A 17,528-nucleotide genomic window follows, 5' to 3' on the forward strand; every position below is an offset into this window, starting at 1 on the left:
CTCCAGAGTGTACGGACCGGCTCAGCCGGAGGACCGCGGGCCATACTAAGGTAAGCATTACCTAACCAAAAGACCCCAGTCCCGGCGGACCCCATTCCCACCACTACTATTAAGGTCTGCCTAACCTAAGGGAGTTACCCGTTGGAGACCGCACGGTGACGCGGGGCAGAAGGGTTCGCCCCGTTCTTCTTGTGGCGGTGCTGGGCGCCGTCCTGCTCGGACTGTGCCTTCTGTCACTCGCCCTCGGCGCGGCCAGCATTCCGCCCGATCAGGTGGTGCGAGCGCTGTTCGGTGACGCGCCCAGCCGGTTCGTCGACAACGTCATCTGGTCGGCACGGGTGCCCCGTACGACCCTCGGGCTGGCGGCCGGGGCGGCGCTCGGTCTGTCGGGCGCGCTGATGCAGGCGCTGACCCGCAATCCGCTCGCGGACCCGGGGATCCTCGGGGTGAGCGCCGGTGCCTCGTTCGCGATCGTGCTGGCTGTCGGAGTGTTCGGATTCGCGTCGTTCTACGGGTACGTGTGGTTCGCGTTCGCGGGTGCGATGGCGGCCAGCGTCCTCGTGTACTTCCTGGGCAGGCTGGGGCGCTCCGGGCTCACCCCAGTCAAACTCGCGCTCTCCGGCATCGCGGTGACCTCCCTTCTCTCCTCCCTGACCAGCGCGATCGTGCTGACCGACGCCGACGCGCTCAACCGCTACCGCTTCTGGTCGGCGGGTTCGATGGCCGACCAGGACGGCGACACCGTCCTGCGGATCCTGCCCTTCCTCGCCGTGGGCGCGCTGCTGGCCTTCGCCTCCGCGCCCGCCCTCAACAGCATGGCCCTGGGCGACGACGTCGCGGCCTCGCTCGGCCGCCGCCTCGGCCTGGTGCGGCTCCAGGGCGTCACGGCGGTCACCCTGTTGACCGGGGCCGCCGTCGCGGTCATCGGCCCGGTCGTCTTCATCGGGCTGGTAGTGCCGCATGTCGCCCGGGTGCTGGCCCAGATAGCGGGGATCGGCCCCGACCAGCGCTGGCTGCTGCCGCTGTCCGCCGTACTCGCGCCGAGTCTGCTGCTCGCCGCGGACATCATCGGGCGCCTGATCGCCCGGCCCATCGAGGTCCAGGCCGGGGTGATCGTCGCGTTCATCGGGGGGCCGTTCTTCATCGCCCTGGTGCGGCGGCGGAAACTGGCGGAGGTGTGAACATGACGAACCCCAAAGCCACGTTGGAGCCCGCTCGCCATTCCGGCCGCGTCCAGCGCACCTACCGCCTGACGGTCCCCCCGGTCTCCGGAATCCTCCGCCCCCGCCTCGTGACGGTCGGCGCGCTGCTCGCCGTGGGCACGTTCCTCCTCTTCTGCTGGAGTCTGACGATCGGCGACTACCCGATCGCCTTCGGGGACGTCGTACGCGCCCTGGCCGGCTCCGGCGACCCCGGTACCGTGCTCGTCGTCCAGGAACTGCGCCTGCCGCGCGCCCTGGTGGGGCTGCTGGCCGGGATCGCCTTCGGGGTGTCCGGCGGGCTGTTCCAGACGATGACCCGCAATCCGCTGGCCAGCCCCGACATGATCGGCCTCACCCAGGGCGCGGGCATGTTCGTGGTCGCGGGCATCGTCCTGGGCTGGGACGGCGGCCTCGGCACCCAGACCCTCGGTCTGCTGGGCGCGCTGACCACGGCGCTCCTCGTGTACGCGCTGGCCTGGCGGCGTGGGACCACCGGCTACCGGATCATCCTGGTCGGCATCGGCGTCGCCTGGATCTGTACGAGCGCCACCGACTACCTGGTCGCCAAGGGCGGCCGGTTCCAGGCACAGGCCGCGCTGGGCTGGCTGGTCGGCAACCTCAACGGCCGTACGTGGTCGGACGTCGGGCCGCTCGCGATCGCCCTGGCGGTCCTCCTCCCGACGGCGCTGCTGCTGGGCAGGCTGCTGCGTACGCTCCAGTTGGGCGACGACGTGGCGACCGGTCTCGGGACCCGCGTCCAGCCCGTACGCCTCGCCATCCTGCTCTCCGGCGTCGGCCTGATCGCCTTCGCGACGGCCTCCGCCGGACCGGTCGCCTTCGTGGCGCTGGCCGCCCCGCAGATCGCCCAGCGCCTCGCACGCACCGCCTGGCCGCCCACGGTCGCGTCCGGTCTGACCGGGGCGTTGATGGTGCTGGGCAGCGATCTGATCGCCCGTACGCTGATCTCCGGCACGGAACTGCCGGTCGGAATCGTCACCGGCGTGCTCGGCGCGCCCGTCCTGCTCTGGCTGCTCGTCCGCGCCAACCGCGCGGGTTCAGGAGGCTGATCCCCATGTCGACGGACCCCACGGACGTCCAGTCCACGACCGAGGCCACGACCACCACCGAGGACGCCGTGCTCCCGGCGGACCCTCTGCCCACGAGCACCCGGGAGCCGGTCGCCGACCCGGACCTGAGAGCGACGGGCCTGCGGCTGTCGTACGACAACCGGGTGGTCGTGGACGGCCTGGACCTGGCGGTGCCGCCCGGCCGGATCACGGCGATCGTCGGCGCCAACGCGTGTGGAAAGTCAACGCTGTTGCGGGCTCTGGCCCGGTTGCTGGCGCCCCGAGAGGGTGCGGTCCACCTGGACGGACGGGCTCTGCACTCCATCCCCACAAGGGAGTTGGCGCAGCGCCTGGGCATCCTGCCCCAAAGCCCGGTGGCGCCCGAGGGGTTGACGGTCATCGACCTCGTCAACCGGGGCCGTTCACCGCACCAGACCTGGTGGCGGCAGTGGTCGAAGGCGGACGAGCAGGCCGTGCACGAGGCGCTCGCCGCGACCAACATGACCGACCTCGCGGACCGTCCGGTGGACGAGTTGTCCGGTGGGCAGCGGCAGCGGGCGTGGATCGCGATGGCGGTCGCCCAGGGCACGCCCGTACTCCTGCTCGACGAGCCGACGACGTATCTCGACCTGGCCCACCAGATCGACGTACTGGACCTGATCACGGACCTCAACCGGCGCGAGAACCGCACGGTGGTGATGGTCCTGCACGACCTCAACCAGGCCTGCCGGTACGCCGATCACGTGGTCGCGATGAAGTCGGGGCGGATCGTGGCGGAGGGGGCGCCGGCGGAGGTCATCACGGCGGAGACGGTGGAGGACGTGTTCGACCTGAACTGCCGCATCACGCTGGACCCGGTCAGCAACACGCCGATGGTGATCCCGATGGGCCGCCACCACGGGGACCGGTAACTTTTCTTCGCCCTCGCCGCCCCTACCCGTCCCATCCTCGGGGGCGCTGCCCCCGAACCCCCGCTCCTCAAACGCCGGAGGGGCTGATTTTCAGCCCGTCCGGCGTTTGAGGACAAGGCCCGTTCAGGGCCGTAGCGGGGGTCTGGGGGCGCAGCCCCCCAGGGATGGGACGGGGGCAGGGGCGGCGGGGGCGAGGAAACCGCGTCAGGGACGCGCCGTCAGATACCCGCCCATCGTCCGGAAGTACTCCGTCGCCGCGATCTCCGCCCCGTCCTCCGTCCGCACCCGCTTCACCAACAGGCCCCGCAGGCGCCCGTTCCGCGCCTCCGCGCCCGCTACCACCACGATGCCGTCGCCCTCGCGGATGAAGATGCGGCCCGGGGTGCCGCCGTAGCAGCCCTCCGAGACCGCGGCCTCGACAATGCGTATGCGCTGACCCTTGTGGTGGGTGAAGGCGTTGGGGTACGGGTCCGACTGGGCGCGGATCAGGCGCTCAATCGCCTCCGCCGGCCAGCTCCAGTCGATGCGGCTGTCCTCCAACGACCGCTTGTGGAAGAAGCTCGCCCTGCTGCGGTCCTGGGGGATCCACTCCGCGCGGCCCGATGCGATGAGCGCGAGGGACTCGTGGACCACCGGTGTGATCAAGTCCACAGTGCGGTGGAAGAGGTCCGTGACCGTGTCGCGTGCGCCCACAGGGATCGCACGCTGAAGCAGCACGTCACCGGCGTCCAGCTCCGCGTTCATGCGGTGCGCGGTGACTCCGACCTCCCGTTCGCCGTTGATGAGCGCCCAGATCAGCGGGGAGAAGCCCGCGTACGCCGGGAGGAGGGAGTCGTGGATGTTGAGCGTGCCGTGCGCCGGGAGGTCGAAGATCTCCGGGGGCAGGACCGTGCGCCAGTTGTTGGCGACTATCAGGTCCGGCACCAACTCCCGTAGCGCGGTGAGGAGTTCGGGGTCGTCCGGGCGGTTGCGCAGCAGCACCGGGATGCCGTGCTTCTCGGCGAGGTCGGCCACCGAGTCGTCCCAGATTTTTTCGTATACGTGGTCGCTCTTGGGGTGGGTGACCGCCATGACCACCTCGTGATCGGAGTCCAGCAGGGCCTGGAGCGTGCGGTGCCCCCAGGTCTGATAGCCGAACATGACGACCCGCATAGTCGATCCTTCCGTAGGACACACCATTGCAAGGTAAGGCTAACCTTATTTAACATCAGTGCGCCTAGGGGAAGGGAAGTTGCGGTGAACGCACTGCACGACGAACCGGACGCCATCCATGACGTGCTCGGCATCGGCTTCGGCCCGTCAAATCTGGCGCTGGCCATAGCGATCGCGGAACACAACGCACAAGCCGCGCCTGAGGAGCGCATTCGCGCCGAGTTTCTGGAGCGCCAGCCACGGTTCGGCTGGCACCGCGGCATGCTCATCGACGACGCGACCATGCAGGTGTCCTTTCTCAAGGACCTGGTCACCATGCGCAACCCGACCAGCGACTTCAGCTTCCTGTGTTTCCTGCGGGACCGCGGCCGGCTGGTGGACTTCCTCAACGCGAAGACCCTCTTCCCGCTGCGGATCGAGTTCCACGAGTACTTCGAGTGGGCGGCGGGCCGGGTCGCGGACCAGGTCACGTACGACGCGGAGGTCGTGTCCGTCGAGCCTGTGCTGACCGAGGGCGGCGAGGTCCGCTGGTTCGACGTCGTCAGCCGTGTGCCCGGCCGGCCGGAGCGTACGGTGGTCCGCCGCGCCCGCAACATCTCGGTGGCCGTCGGTCTCGAACCGCATGTGCCGCCCGGCACCGCGCTGTCCGACCGCATCTGGCACAACAGCGAACTGGTGCCGCGTACCCGCGAGTTGAGCGGTACGGGCGCCTCCGTGGACCGCATTCTCGTCCTCGGCGCAGGCCAGAGCGGCGCCGAGGCGGTCGACTTCCTGCACCGCTCCTTCCCCGACACCGAGGTCTGCGCGGTCTTCGCCAAATACGGCTACACGCCCGCCGACGACAGCCCGTTCGCCAACCGGATCTTCGACCCGGAGGCGGTGGACGTCTACTTCCGGTCCCGGCCGGAGGTGAAACAGTCGCTGTACGACTACCACCGTTCCACCAACTACTCGGTGGTGGACATGGACTTGATCGAGTCGCTGTACGCCACGATGTACCGCGAGAAGGTCCAGGGCCACGAGCGGCTGCGGATGCGCAACGTCTCCCGCATCCGGGACGTCGAGCAGTTCGACGACCGGTTGGACGTCACCGTCGAGTATCTCCCCACCGGGGAACGGGAGGTGCTCTCCTGCGACGTGCTCGTGCACGCCACCGGATACCGGCCCCGGGACCTCGACAGCCTGTTGGGCAGAGCCGCCAAACTGTGCCTGCGGGACGACAACGACGCCGTCCGGGTCGGCCGCGACCACCGGGTCGAGGCGGCGCCCGAAGTCACCGCCGGCATCTACCTCCAGGGCGCGACCGAGCACACGCACGGTCTCACCTCGACGCTGCTGTCGACGACCGCCGTTCGCTCGGGAGAGATCCTCGACTCGCTGCTCGACCGTCGCACGGTCGAGGCGGGTGCGAGCACTGGGCAGCCATCTTCAACTTAGAGTAGCCTCACCTAAGTTTTAGGCCTGCCCGAGTACACGCACACGCACTTAGGCAGGCCTTACCGGCCCAAACAGTCGTCCGATCCCAGAGGGGTTACGGGTGAGTAGTCCTTCACAGCTGTCGGGGCGGGACGTCCTGCGACAGACAGTCAGAGGGCAGCGGCGCGATGTCGCCGTCGGCTCGCTGCTCGGCTCCGGCCACCAGTTGGGCGAGGCGCTGGTGCCGGTCCTGATCGGTCTGGTCATCGACCGCGCCGTCACGGGCTCCGACACCGGCTCCCTGGTGAGCTGGCTCGTCGTCCTCGCCGTCGTCTACGTCGGTCTCGCGCTGAGCTGGCGTTTCAGCGCCTGGTCCGCCGACCGGGCCGCCGCCCAGGCCGAACACACCCTCCGTATCTCCCTCGTACGCCGGGTCCTGGCCCCCGGGGGCGGCGCGGAGGAGGGCCGACTGCCCGGCGCGCTCGCCAACATCGCCACCGAGGACGCCAAACGCGTCGGCGCCGTCAACATGGCGGCCATGGCCGGGATTTCGGCGCTCGCCGGGGTCCTCGTCAGCGCGATCGTCCTGCTGCGTACGTCCGTCACGCTCGGCCTGGTCGTACTGCTCGGCACGCCCGTGCTGCTGTGGCTGGGCCATCTGCTGAGCAAGCCGCTGGAGTCGCGCAGCGAGGCCGAGCAGGAGCGGGCCGCGCACGCCTCGGCAGTCGCCGCCGATCTGGTGGCCGGTCTGCGTGTCCTCAAGGGCATCGGCGGCGAGTCGACCGCCCTGGCCCGCTACCGCACGACCAGCCGCGACTCCCTCCAGGCCACCCTCAAGGCGGCCCGGGCGCAGGCCTTCCAGAGCGGCATGGTGCTCACCCTCACCGGCTGTCTGATCGCCGCCGTCGCCCTGGTCGGCGGCCGGCTCGCCGCCCAAGGGGACATCAGTCTCGGCCAGTTGGTGTCGGCGGTCGGGCTCGCCCTCTTCCTCCTCGGCCCGCTGGAGGTCCTCGCGTGGGTCAACGCCGAGCTGGCCCAGGGCCGTGCCTCGGCGACCCGGATCGCGGAGGTGCTGGCCGCCCCGCACACCGTCGCCCCGGGCACCGCGACCCTGGCCGAGCCGGTGCGTGGCGCGGTCCGTCTCACCGGCGTCAGCTTCGGCGGACTCCAGGGCCTCGACCTCGACATCGCACCGGGTGAACTGCTCGGCGTGGTCGCGACCGACCCCGCGCACGCCACCGACCTGCTTCGCTGTCTGGCTCGCCGCTCCGACCCGGAGGCGGGCACCGTCGAGCTGGACGGCATCCCCCTGCGGGACCTGGACCCGGCCGAGCTGCGCACCGCGCTGCTGGTGGCCGAGCACGACGCGGACCTCTTCGAGGGCACCGTCCGCAGCAACGTCACGGCGGCCGCACCCGACGGGGCCGACCCCGAACCGGCGATGACGGCGGCCGGGGTGGCCCAGGTCGCGCAGACCCTCCCGGACGGTGAGGACACCGCGGTCAGTGAGCAGGGCCGCTCGCTCTCCGGCGGGCAACGGCAACGCGTCGCGCTGGCCAGGGCGTTGGCGGCCGAGCGGCCCGTCCTGGTGGTCCACGATCCGACCACCGCCGTGGACGCGGTGACCGAGGCGGGCATCGCCACCGGAGTCCGGGAGATCCGCAAGGGCCGTACGACGGTGCTGGTGACCACGAGTCCCGCGCTGCTGTCGGTCACCGACCGGGTCGTCCTGCTGGAGGACGGACGGGTGACCGACGCGGCACCGCACGCCGATCTGATACACCGTCATGAGACCTACCGAGCGGCGGTGCTGTCATGAGCGACCACGAACTCCCCGGCGCCACACGGGAGTTGCTGCCCACGGCGACGCCCCGGCGCACCCGTGCCGCCGTCGGCGAACTGGTCCGCCCGCACCGCGGGCTCGCCATCGGCGCGTTCGCCGTGATGGTCGCCGCGACCGGCGTCGGACTGCTCGTCCAGCCGCTGCTCGGCCGCATGGTGGACCTGGTCGCCGACCACCGCCCGCCGGACGAACTCACCCTGCCCGTCGTCCTCCTGGTCCTGGTGGCCGTCACCCAGGGCGGCACCACCGCACTCGGGCTGTCCCTGGTGTCCCGGCTCGGCGAGACCGTACTGGCCCAGCTGCGCGAACGGTTCGTCGAGCGGGCGCTGCAACTGCCCCTGGAACAGGTGGAGAAGGCCGGGTCCGGCGACCTCAACGCCCGGGTCACCCGGGATGTCTCGGTGGTCGGCGAGGCGGTGCGCAACGCGCTGCCCGAGCTGGCCCGTTCCCTGCTCGCCATCGTGCTGACCTTCGCCGCGCTGGCCGCCCTGGACTGGCGCTTCCTGCTGGCCGCGCTGCTCGCGGTGCCCATCCAGGCGGGGACCGCGCGGTGGTACGTACGCAACGCGGTGCCCCTGTACGCCGAGCAGCGCATCGCCATGGGGTCCCAGCAGCAGCAGCTCCTGGACACGATCGCGGGCGCCGGGACCGTACGGGCGTTCCGGCTGGAGGAGCCGCACACCGAGTCGGTGACCCGACGGTCGTCCGCCGCCGTCGCGTTGACGATGCGGGGCGTGCGGCTGGTGCTGGGCTTCTACAACCGGCTGCACATCGCCGAGTACACCGGTCTGGCCGCCGTCCTGGTCACCGGGTTCCTGCTGGTGCGTGCCGACTCGGTGTCCATCGGTACGGCCACGGCTGCCGCGCTCTACTTCCACAGTCTTTTCGGCCCGGTCAACCAGGCCCTGGCCCTGCTCGACGACGCCCAGTCGGCGACGGCGGCGCTGGCCCGGCTGGTCGGCGTGGCGGACGTACCGGCCCCCGGGGCCACTCCCCCGGCGCCCACGGCACAGCACCGGGAGCCCGGCACGGTCACCGTGACCGGCGTCCACCACGAGTACGTGCCGGGGCGTCCCGTCCTTCGGGACGTGCATCTCACGCTGGCCGCCGGGGAGCGGGTCGCGCTGGTCGGGCCGAGCGGCGCGGGCAAGACGACGCTCGCCAAGCTCATCGCGGGGGTGCACGAGCCGACCTCCGGCACGGTCCACCTCACGGGTGTGTCAACGACCGCCGACAGCCTGCCCGTTGCCCTGGTCACCCAGGAGACGCATGTCTTCGCGGGCCCGCTCGCCGACGATCTGCGGCTCGCGCGCGCCGACGCGACGGACGAGGCCCTGCGCTCGGCCCTGACCGAAGTGGACGCGCTGGACTGGGTGTCGGGCCTGCCCGAGGGCCTGGACACCGTCGTCGGCGAGGGCGGGCACCGGCTCACCGCCGCCCAGGTGCAGCAACTCGCCCTGGCCCGGCTGGTGCTGGCGGATCCGCCGGTCGCCGTGCTGGACGAGGCGACGGCCGAGGCCGGCAGTACCGGAGCACGGCTGCTGGAGAAGGCAGCCGACCGGGCGATCGAGGACCGTACGGCCCTCGTGGTCGCCCACCGTCTCACCCAGGCCGCGGACGCGGACCGGATCGTCGTCATGGACGGCGGGCGGATCGTGGAGAGCGGCACCCATGACGAGCTGTGCGCGGCGGCCGGAACCTACGCCTCCCTGTGGGAAGCCTGGTCCGGCACCCGTTCCACAGCCGAGAAGCCCCCCACGCCACGTCCCAGCACCGACACAACCACCACCATGAAGGACCACTGATGCTCGGCTCTCCCAGAGGCTCTCGGCTCGCCGCGGCGCTCACCTCCGTACTGCTCCTCTTCGGTACCGCCACCGCCTGCGGTTCCGACGACGACTCCTCCGACACGGCGGGCTCCACGGCCAGCGCGTCCGCCGACTCCGCCTTCCCGGTGACCCTGACGCACAAGTACGGCAGCACCACCATCGAGTCCGAGCCGAAGCGGATCGTCACTGTCGGTCTGACCGACCAGGACGCCGTGCTCGCGCTGGGCAAGGTGCCGGTCGGTACGACCGAGTGGCTGGGCGGCTACAAGGGTGCCATCGGCCCGTGGGCCGCGGACAAGCTGGGCAGCGCGGCGGTGCCGACCGTCCTCAAGGACACCGGCACGGGCCCGTCGGCGGAGAAGATCGCCGCGCTCAAGCCCGACCTGATCCTCGCGGTCTACAGCGGTCTGACGAAGGCGCAGTACGACACGCTGTCGAAGTTCGCCCCGGTGGTGGCCCAGCCGAAGGAGTACAACGACTTCGGCGTTCCGTGGCAGGACCAGACCGAGATCATCGGCAAGGCGCTCGGCCAGGAGGCCAAGGCGAAGGAGCTGGTCACCGGGGTCGAGACCGACTTCAAGACGGCTGCCTCCGAGCACCCCGAGTTCGCCGGCAAGACCGGCCTGATGGCGACCCCGTACGAGGGTATCTTCGTCTTCGGCAGCCAGGACCCGCGCTCGCGCGTCCTCACGAACCTCGGTTTCAAGCTGCCCACCGACCTGGACAAGGTCATCGGTGACGAGTTCGGCGCCAACATCAGCAAGGAGCGCACCGACCTCCTGAACACGGACGCGATCGTGTGGATCGTCGCCGACACCACCAAGGACAAGGCGACGCTGCGCAAAGACGCCCTGTACGCGGACCTGAAGGTGGCCAAGGAGGACCGTGAGGTCTTCGTCAAGGAGAGCAGCGACTACGGCAACTCGGTGTCGTTCGTGTCGGTGCTGAGCCTGCCGTACATGTTGGAGCGACTGGTCCCGCAGCTGTCGGCGGCCGTCGACGGCAAGACGGACACGAAGGTGACCGAGCCGACCAGCTGACGTCCCCTCATATGGCTGCGGCCCGACCGGAGTTGCGGTCGGGCCACAGCCATCTATAGGGACTTCCGGCTCACGTGGTGGGCCTGATCTGCCACTGCTGGCAGTTGTTGTTCAGCCAGGTCCACTGGCGTACGTCGGCGCCGTCCGCGGAGGAGCAGTCGGCGACGTCGGCGACCTTGCCGGTGGACTCGTTCACGATGCGGACGTAGTCACCGGTGGCGGTGTAAACGAGCCTGAACTTCTGGCAGTTGTTGTTCAGCCAGGACCACTGACGCAGATCCGTGCCGTCGGCCGTTGCGCAGTCCGCGGTGTCCATCACCTTGCCGGTGGCGACGTTGACCAGCCGGCTGGTGTCGTCGGCCTGGTCCTCGATGCGCCACTTCTGGTTGGCGCCGCCGTTGCACGTCCACTGGAAGATGTTGGTGCCGTCGGCGGTGTTCCCGCCCTCCACGTCGAGGCACTTGCCGCTGTTGCGGTTGACCAGCGTGTACGCGGTCGGGGTCACCGCGGTCTCACCGGCCGGGCCGGGAAGCGTGGTGCCGAGCGCGACCGGCGTGCCGAAGTTCGGCGTGCCGTCGGCGTTCCAGGTGAACTTCTGGGCGCGGGTGGTCCGGCCGTTGCCGCAGCCGCCCGAGGCCGAGTCGTTGGCGTGGTAGACGAGCCAGTTCTCGGTGCCGTCCGGCGAGGTGAAGAACCCGTTGTGGCCCGGTCCGTAGACCCCGGCGGCATCGTTGCGCTGGAAGACGGGCGTCTGCTTCTTCGTCCAGGAGGACGCCAACAGCGGGTCGGTGCCGGTGAGTTCGAGCTGACCGAGCTTGTAGTCGGCTGTCACGCAGTAGCTCGCCGAGAAGGTGAGGAAGGTCCGGCCGTCGTGATAGAGCGGCTCGGGCCCCTCGTTGACGGGCGCCCCGGAGGTCTCCCAGGCCAGCGTCGGCTGGGAGATCAGGCTGAAGGTGGAGCCGCTGATGGTGTACGGGTTGGTCATCGGCGCGATGACGAGGCTCTGCTTGCTGCCGCCGATGGCACCGCTGCCGACCAGGTAGAGCTTGCTGTTGTACTTCAGCACGGTGGCGTCGATGAGCCAGCCGCCCGGGTCGAGGTTGGACCCGGTGAGCTGGTTCTTGAAGGTGTACGGGCCCATCGGATCGGTGCCGGCGCTCTCCACGACGTACGTCCGCTGCTGGTCACAGCAGGCGGCCCCGCTCGGCGCGCCGGAGTAGTACAGATACCAGTGGCCGTCGAAGAAGTGCAGCTCGGGCGCCCAGAAGTTGTTGTTGCGGGTCGAGGTGGTGTCGCTCCAGACCTGCACGCTGGGAGCCGTCGAAAGTCCGGCCAGGGTCGGCGACTTGCGCATGGTCAGGACGCCGGTGAAGGACGTGGTGACCAGGTAGTAGTTGCCGTTGTAGTACTCCAGCCAGGGGTCGGCGCCCTTCTGGGACTTGACCGGGTTCGTGTACGGGCGTCCCTCGGCCGCGGCGGCGGGCTGGATGCCCACGACGGGCACGAGCAGCGCGAGAAGCGCTGCCAGGAGGGTCAACCAGTGACGGGTACGGAACACAACAGGTCCCCTTCTTATGGCCACATTGTTCATGTTGTTCGAAATCCCGGACCATGTACGCAACTTCGACCAGAACATAGGGACGCGAGGTGCACACGTCAACGCTTGTGACAGCTTCGGTTCCGGTTGACGTCCAGCGTGTAAAAACAAGTTGTCCGACCCGCCGAACGCTGTTCGAAAAGTCTTGACGCCCCTGGTCGCAGCGATTGACACTCTCGCAACGCGAGGACACACAGACGAAATCTGCGCCCCTCCGTCACCTCCCCCGTGCCTGAGCAGAGGAAGCCGAAACGATGCACCTCCCGAGATCGCGCGGCCGTACCAGACGCTGGTCGGAACGGCTCGCCGGACTGACCGCCGCTTCCCTTCTCCTCGGCCTCGCCGGGCCGTTGGTGTTGTCCGCCCCCGCCCAGGCCGCCGCGGCCGACATCACCGACGGTCTGACCCTCTGGTACAAGCTCGACGCGGCCTCCGGTACCGCCGTGGCAGACGCCTCGGGCAACGGCCGTACCGGCACGGTGAACGGCACCGCCGGCTGGTCCGACTCGGGCGAGGGACTCGCCTTCAACGGTTCGGACACCTACATCAAGGTGCCGGACAACATCATGAGCGGGATGGACTCGATCACCGTCTCGATGGACGTGAAGGTCGACACCGCCCAGTCCAACCCGTACTTCATCTACGGCTTCGGCAACACCAGCGGCACGGTCGGCAACGGCTACCTGTTCACCACGGGCAACTCCTTCCGGACCTCCATCGCCAGCGGCAACTGGTCGACGGAACAGACGACACGCTCCGCGGGCACCAACCTCCAGCGCGCGGTCTGGAAGCAGATCACCTACACCCAGACCGGCAACACGGGCGTGCTCTACGAGGACGGCGTGGAGGTGGGCCGCAACACGGCGATCACCCTCACCCCCGGCTCCATCGGCTCGGGCACGACCACCGCCAACTACATAGGCAAGTCGGTCTATCCCGGCGACAACCTCTTCAAGGGCAACATCCGCGACTTCCGGATCTACGACCGGGCGCTGGCGACCACGGAGGTCGAGGAACTCTCCCTCCCCGTCGCCACGCAGGGCGTAGCGGCGGACAAGTCGGCGCTGACGCTGGGCGACACCAGCGCGGTGATCGCCGATCTGACCCTGCCGAGCGCGGGCCCGGCGGGCGGTTCCGCCATCACCTGGGCGACCGACCACGCCTCGGTGGTGTCGGCGAGCGGTGCGGTGACCCGCCCGGCCGCCGGTGAACCGGACGGCCACGCCACGCTCACGGCGACCCTGAAGAAGGGCCCGGTGAGCGACACCAAGACCTTCGACGTCACCGTCCCGGCCACCTTCGACGACACGACGGCCACCCAGCGGGCCGCCGAGGCACTGACCGTCCCGAACATCGACGACGTACGGGGGAACCTCACCCTTCCCTCAACGGGCGTCTACGGCACGGCGGTTGCCTGGTCGTCGGCGAACCCGGACGTCGTCACGGCCGACGGTGTGGTCCACCGCCCCGCGCACGGCGACGGCGGTACGACGGTCGACCTGACCGCGACCGTCACCAAGGGCACGGCCACCACGACCCGCACGCTGACCGCCAAGGTCCCCGAACTCCCCGCGAAGGAAGCCCTCAAGGGCTATATGTTCAGCTACTTCACCGGCGAGGGCACCTCGGACGGCGAGCAGCTCTACGCGGCCCTCAGCAAGGGCAACGACCCGCTGAAATGGCGGGAGTTGAACGACGGCAAGCCCGTCCTGACCTCCACGCTCGGCGAGAAGGGCCTGCGCGACCCGTTCATCATCCGCTCCCCCGAGGGCGACAAGTTCTACCAGATCGCCACCGACCTGCGGATCTACGGCAACGGCGACTGGGACGCCTCCCAGCGCACCGGCAGCAAGTCCATCATGGTGTGGGAGTCCACCGACCTGGTGAACTGGACCAACCAGCGTCTGGTGAAGGTCTCCCCCGACTCGGCCGGCAACACCTGGGCGCCGGAGGCCTATTACGACGAGAAGCTCGGCGAGTACGTGGTCTTCTGGGCGTCGAAGCTGTACACGACCGCCGACCACTCCGGCGACACGTACAACCGCATGATGTACGCGACGACCCGTGACTTCTACACCTTCAGCGAGCCCAAGGTCTGGGTCGACCGCGGCTACTCGGTCATCGACTCCACGGTCGTCCAGCACGACGGCGAGTACTACCGCCTCTCCAAGGACGAGCGGAACAACAGCTCCTCCACGCCCAACAGCAAGTTCATCTTCGAGGAGAAGAGTGACTCGCTGAAGAACCTCTCCTGGACCGCCGTCGCCGAGGGCATCGGCAAGGGCGTGATGAGCGCGGCCGAGGGCCCGCTGGTGTTCAAGTCGAACACCGAGGAGAAGTGGTACGCGTTCCTCGACGAGTTCGGCGGTCGCGGCTACATCCCCTTCGAGACGACGGACCTGGACTCCGGCGTCTGGACCCCGTCCACCGGCTACGACCTGCCGTCGAAGCCCCGCCACGGCACCGTGCTCCCGGTCACCCAGACCGAGTACGACCGGCTCCTGAAGACCTACCAGCCGGACCAGATCATCACGAGCGCCGAGGACGTCAAGGTCGAGACGCGCATCGGTGACGCCCCGGTCCTGCCCGCCACCGTGATCGCCGAGTCGGCGGACGGTGTGAAGCGGCCCGTCGCCGTCACCTGGGAGGCCGTGGCCGAGTCGCAGTACGCGCAGGCCGGCACCTTCACCGTGAGGGGCGACCTGGCGGGCGACTCCGCGATCGGGGTCAGCGCCGAGGTCACGGTCTCCGCCGAGGGCCCGGACGTCCCGGCCGACCTGCTCCTGCACTACGACTTCGACGAGACCGGCGGCAGCATCGCCCGCGACTCCAGCGGCCACGGCTACCACGGCACCTATGTCCGAACTCCCGACTTCGGTACGGGAGTCGAGGGCGGCTCCTTCAAGATGTCCGGCGGCAACAGCAGTTCCAGCTCGCCGTACGTCAAGATCCCGGGCGGGGTCCTGAAGGACACGACCAGCGTCACCGTCTCCACGTACGTGAAGTGGAAGGGCGGCGACAAATTCCAGTGGCTGTTCGGCCTCGGCCCGGACAGCGACAAGTACCTGTTCGCCACGCCCTCCAACGGCGGCGGGAAGCTCTTCTCCGCGATCACCAAGGCGACTTGGTCCGGTGAGAAGCAGCTGATCGGCGGCTCCCAGCTCACCGCGGGCGAGTGGAAGCACGTCACCGTCACGCTGAACGGCGAGACCGAGACGGCGATCCTCTACGTGGACGGCGCCGAGGCGGCCCGTGTCAGCGGTGTCACCATCAAGCCGTCCGAGCTGTACGACTCCGCGAAGGACTACTCCGGCTACATCGGCAAGTCCCTGTACTCCTCGGACCCGTACTTCGGCGGCGAGGTCGACGACTTCCGGATCTACAACCGGGCCCTGACGCCCGCCGAGGTCCTGGAGATCAGCGGCAACACCACCGGGATCGCCACGGCGACCCACCCGGCGCTGAAGACCGACGCGATCATCACCGACAAGGACAGCAAGATCGTCCTGCCGCTCATTTCGGGCAGTGATGTCACCGCCCTGGCACCGGAGTTCACCCTGGCCCACGGCGCGGCCATCAGCCCCGCCTCCGGCGCCCTGCGCGACTTCACCGAGCCGGTCACGTACGAGGTCACCGGCTCCGACGGCAAGAAGCGCACCTGGACGGTGACGGCCGTGGAGATGAAGAGCCCGGTGCTGCCGGGCCTGAACGCGGACCCGAACATCGTCCGCTTCGGCGACACCTTCTACATCTACCCGACCACCGACGGCTTCGAGGGCTGGAGCGGTACGCAGTTCAAGGCGTACTCGTCCAAGGACCTGGTCCACTGGACCGACCACGGCGTCATCCTGGACCTCGGCCCCGACGTCTCCTGGGCCGACAGCCGCGCCTGGGCGCCGGCGATGGAGGAGAGGGACGGCAAGTACTACTTCTACTTCTGCGCCGACGCGAACATCGGTGTGGCGGTGTCGGACTCGCCGACCGGCCCCTTCAAGGACGCCCTGGGCAAGCCGCTGCTGAAGGCCGGTGACTACACGGGCCAGATGATCGACCCGGCGGTCTTCACCGACGACGACGGCACGTCCTACCTCTACTGGGGCAACGGCCGCGCCTACGTCGTCCCGCTGGGCGACGACATGGTCTCCTTCGACGCCTCGAAGGTCACCAACATGACGCCGAGCAACTACAACGAGGGCACCTTCGTCATCAAGCGCAAGGGCACCTACTACTTCATGTGGTCGGAGAACGACACACGTGACGAGAACTACCAGGTCGCCTACGCCACCGGCCCCTCGCCCACCGGTCCCTGGACCAAGCAGGGCGTGATCCTGGAGAAGGACCTCTCGCTCGGCATCAAGGGCCCCGGCCACCACTCGGTGGTCAACGTCCCGAACACCGACGACTGGTACATCGCCTACCACCGGTTCGCGATCCCCGGCGGCGACGGCATGCACCGCGAAACGACCATCGACAAGCTGGAGTTCGACGCCGACGGTCTGATCAAGAAGGTCGTCCCGACCCTGTCGAGCATCGACCCGGTGACCATCGTCCACGCGGGAGCGGACACAACGGGCCAGGAGGGCAGCGCGATCCCGCTCACGGGCACCATCTCCGGGGCAGGCACCCCGAGTTGGAGCGTCGGCGCGGCAACCCCCTGCACGATCGCGAACAGCACCGCCATCCCGGCATCCCTCACCTGCACGGACAACGGCACGTACGAGGTCACCCTGACCGGAGGCCGCAGCACCGACACTCTGACGGTGACGGTCACCAACGCGTCCCCGTCGATCACCTCGGCCCAGGGCCCGAAGACCCCGGTCCCGGCGGGCAAGCGCACCCCGGCCGCCCTCACGGTGATGTTCACCGACCCGGGCCGCTCCGACACCCACACCTGCACCGTCGACTGGAAGGACGGCACCACCCCGACGCCCGGCAAGGTCACGGGCGGCGTCTGCGAGGCGACCCACGCCTACCTCTCGGCGGGCCTCTTCCGCCCGACGGTCACGGTGACGGACGACGACGGGGCCTCGGACACGGCCCAGCTCCCCGAGCTGGTCGTGTACAACCCCGCCGGCCGCGCGACGGGCATCGGCGTGATCCCGTCCCGGGCGGGTGCCTACCCGGCCGACCCGGCACTGACCGGCAAGGCGGGCTTCTCCTTCGGCGCCTTCTACAAGAAGGGGGCGACGATCCCGGCGGGCACGGCGTCCTTCGACTTCACGCCGGACGGCAAGTCCAAGACGGGCGTGCGGCTGCGCGCCACGTCCTCCGACTGGCTGGTGGTGACGGACTCCAAGGCCGTGTACCAGGGCTCCGGCACGGTCAACGGCGTGAGCGGCTACGCCTTCCGCGTCACGGCCACGGACGGACCGGACACCTTCCGCATCCGGATCTGGAAGAAGTCCACGGGGGACGTCGTGTACGACAACCTCACAGGGACCGCGACGAAGGGCATCGTCATCGGCCACTAG

General features: G+C 69.3%; 10 protein-coding genes. 8 read left to right on the top strand and 2 right to left on the bottom strand.

Annotated elements, in window-relative coordinates; genetic code table 11:
- Positions 1–155 precede the first annotated feature (155 nt).
- The 3 genes from LUX31_RS05020 to LUX31_RS05030 are packed head-to-tail and all read left to right on the top strand — an operon-like array spanning position 156 to position 3,180.
- Positions 156–1,181: a FecCD family ABC transporter permease gene (locus tag LUX31_RS05020; protein ID WP_235473409.1), complete on the top strand. Its 1,026-nt coding sequence runs from the start codon at positions 156–158 to the stop codon at positions 1,179–1,181.
- A 2-nt stretch (positions 1,182–1,183) separates the two neighbouring features.
- Positions 1,184–2,269 (top strand): FecCD family ABC transporter permease, encoded by a 1,086-nt coding sequence (locus LUX31_RS05025; RefSeq protein ID WP_235473411.1) that lies wholly within the window; start codon positions 1,184–1,186, stop codon positions 2,267–2,269.
- Between the two features lie 5 nt (positions 2,270–2,274).
- Positions 2,275–3,180 carry an ABC transporter ATP-binding protein gene (locus tag LUX31_RS05030; protein ID WP_235473413.1) on the top strand — a complete coding sequence of 302 codons (906 nt, stop codon included), beginning with the start codon at positions 2,275–2,277 and terminating at the stop codon, positions 3,178–3,180.
- A gap of 204 nt (positions 3,181–3,384) precedes the next feature.
- Here LUX31_RS05030 and LUX31_RS05035 read toward each other — a convergent pair whose 3' ends face one another.
- Positions 3,385–4,332: a methionyl-tRNA formyltransferase gene (locus LUX31_RS05035; RefSeq protein ID WP_235473414.1), complete on the bottom strand. Its 948-nt coding sequence runs from the start codon at positions 4,330–4,332 to the stop codon at positions 3,385–3,387.
- A gap of 84 nt (positions 4,333–4,416) precedes the next feature.
- Between LUX31_RS05035 and LUX31_RS05040 the strand changes: the two genes are divergently transcribed.
- The 4 genes from LUX31_RS05040 (at position 4,417) to LUX31_RS05055 (ending at position 10,460) form a co-directional block, all read left to right on the top strand.
- The gene (locus LUX31_RS05040; RefSeq protein ID WP_235473416.1) at positions 4,417–5,769 is read left to right on the top strand and encodes a lysine N(6)-hydroxylase/L-ornithine N(5)-oxygenase family protein; all 1,353 of its coding nucleotides are present in this window, start codon (positions 4,417–4,419) and stop codon (positions 5,767–5,769) included.
- Positions 5,770–5,869: 100 nt separating this feature from the next.
- Positions 5,870–7,567: an ABC transporter ATP-binding protein gene (locus LUX31_RS05045; RefSeq protein WP_235473418.1), complete on the top strand. Its 1,698-nt coding sequence runs from the start codon at positions 5,870–5,872 to the stop codon at positions 7,565–7,567.
- Positions 7,564–9,396: an ABC transporter ATP-binding protein gene (locus LUX31_RS05050; RefSeq protein WP_235473419.1), complete on the top strand. Its 1,833-nt coding sequence runs from the start codon at positions 7,564–7,566 to the stop codon at positions 9,394–9,396. The genes LUX31_RS05045 and LUX31_RS05050 overlap by 4 nt, the downstream gene beginning before the upstream one ends.
- Positions 9,396–10,460, top strand: a complete 1,065-nt coding sequence (locus LUX31_RS05055) for an iron-siderophore ABC transporter substrate-binding protein (RefSeq protein WP_235473421.1) — start codon at positions 9,396–9,398, stop codon at positions 10,458–10,460. Before LUX31_RS05050 ends, LUX31_RS05055 begins: the two co-directional genes overlap by 1 nt.
- 70 nt (positions 10,461–10,530) lie before the next feature.
- Here the strand turns inward: LUX31_RS05055 and LUX31_RS05060 are convergent, their stop codons facing one another.
- Positions 10,531–12,051, bottom strand: a complete 1,521-nt coding sequence (locus tag LUX31_RS05060; protein ID WP_235473422.1) for a family 43 glycosylhydrolase — start codon at positions 12,049–12,051, stop codon at positions 10,531–10,533.
- 260 nt (positions 12,052–12,311) lie between these two features.
- On the opposite strand from LUX31_RS05060, the gene LUX31_RS05065 reads away from it, so the two are divergent.
- Positions 12,312–17,528, top strand: coding sequence for a family 43 glycosylhydrolase (locus tag LUX31_RS05065; protein WP_235473424.1), 5,217 nt, complete (start codon positions 12,312–12,314; stop codon positions 17,526–17,528).

Source organism: Streptomyces sp. GQFP, from assembly GCF_021545335.1.
Taxonomy (GTDB): Bacteria; Actinomycetota; Actinomycetes; order Streptomycetales; family Streptomycetaceae; genus Streptomyces.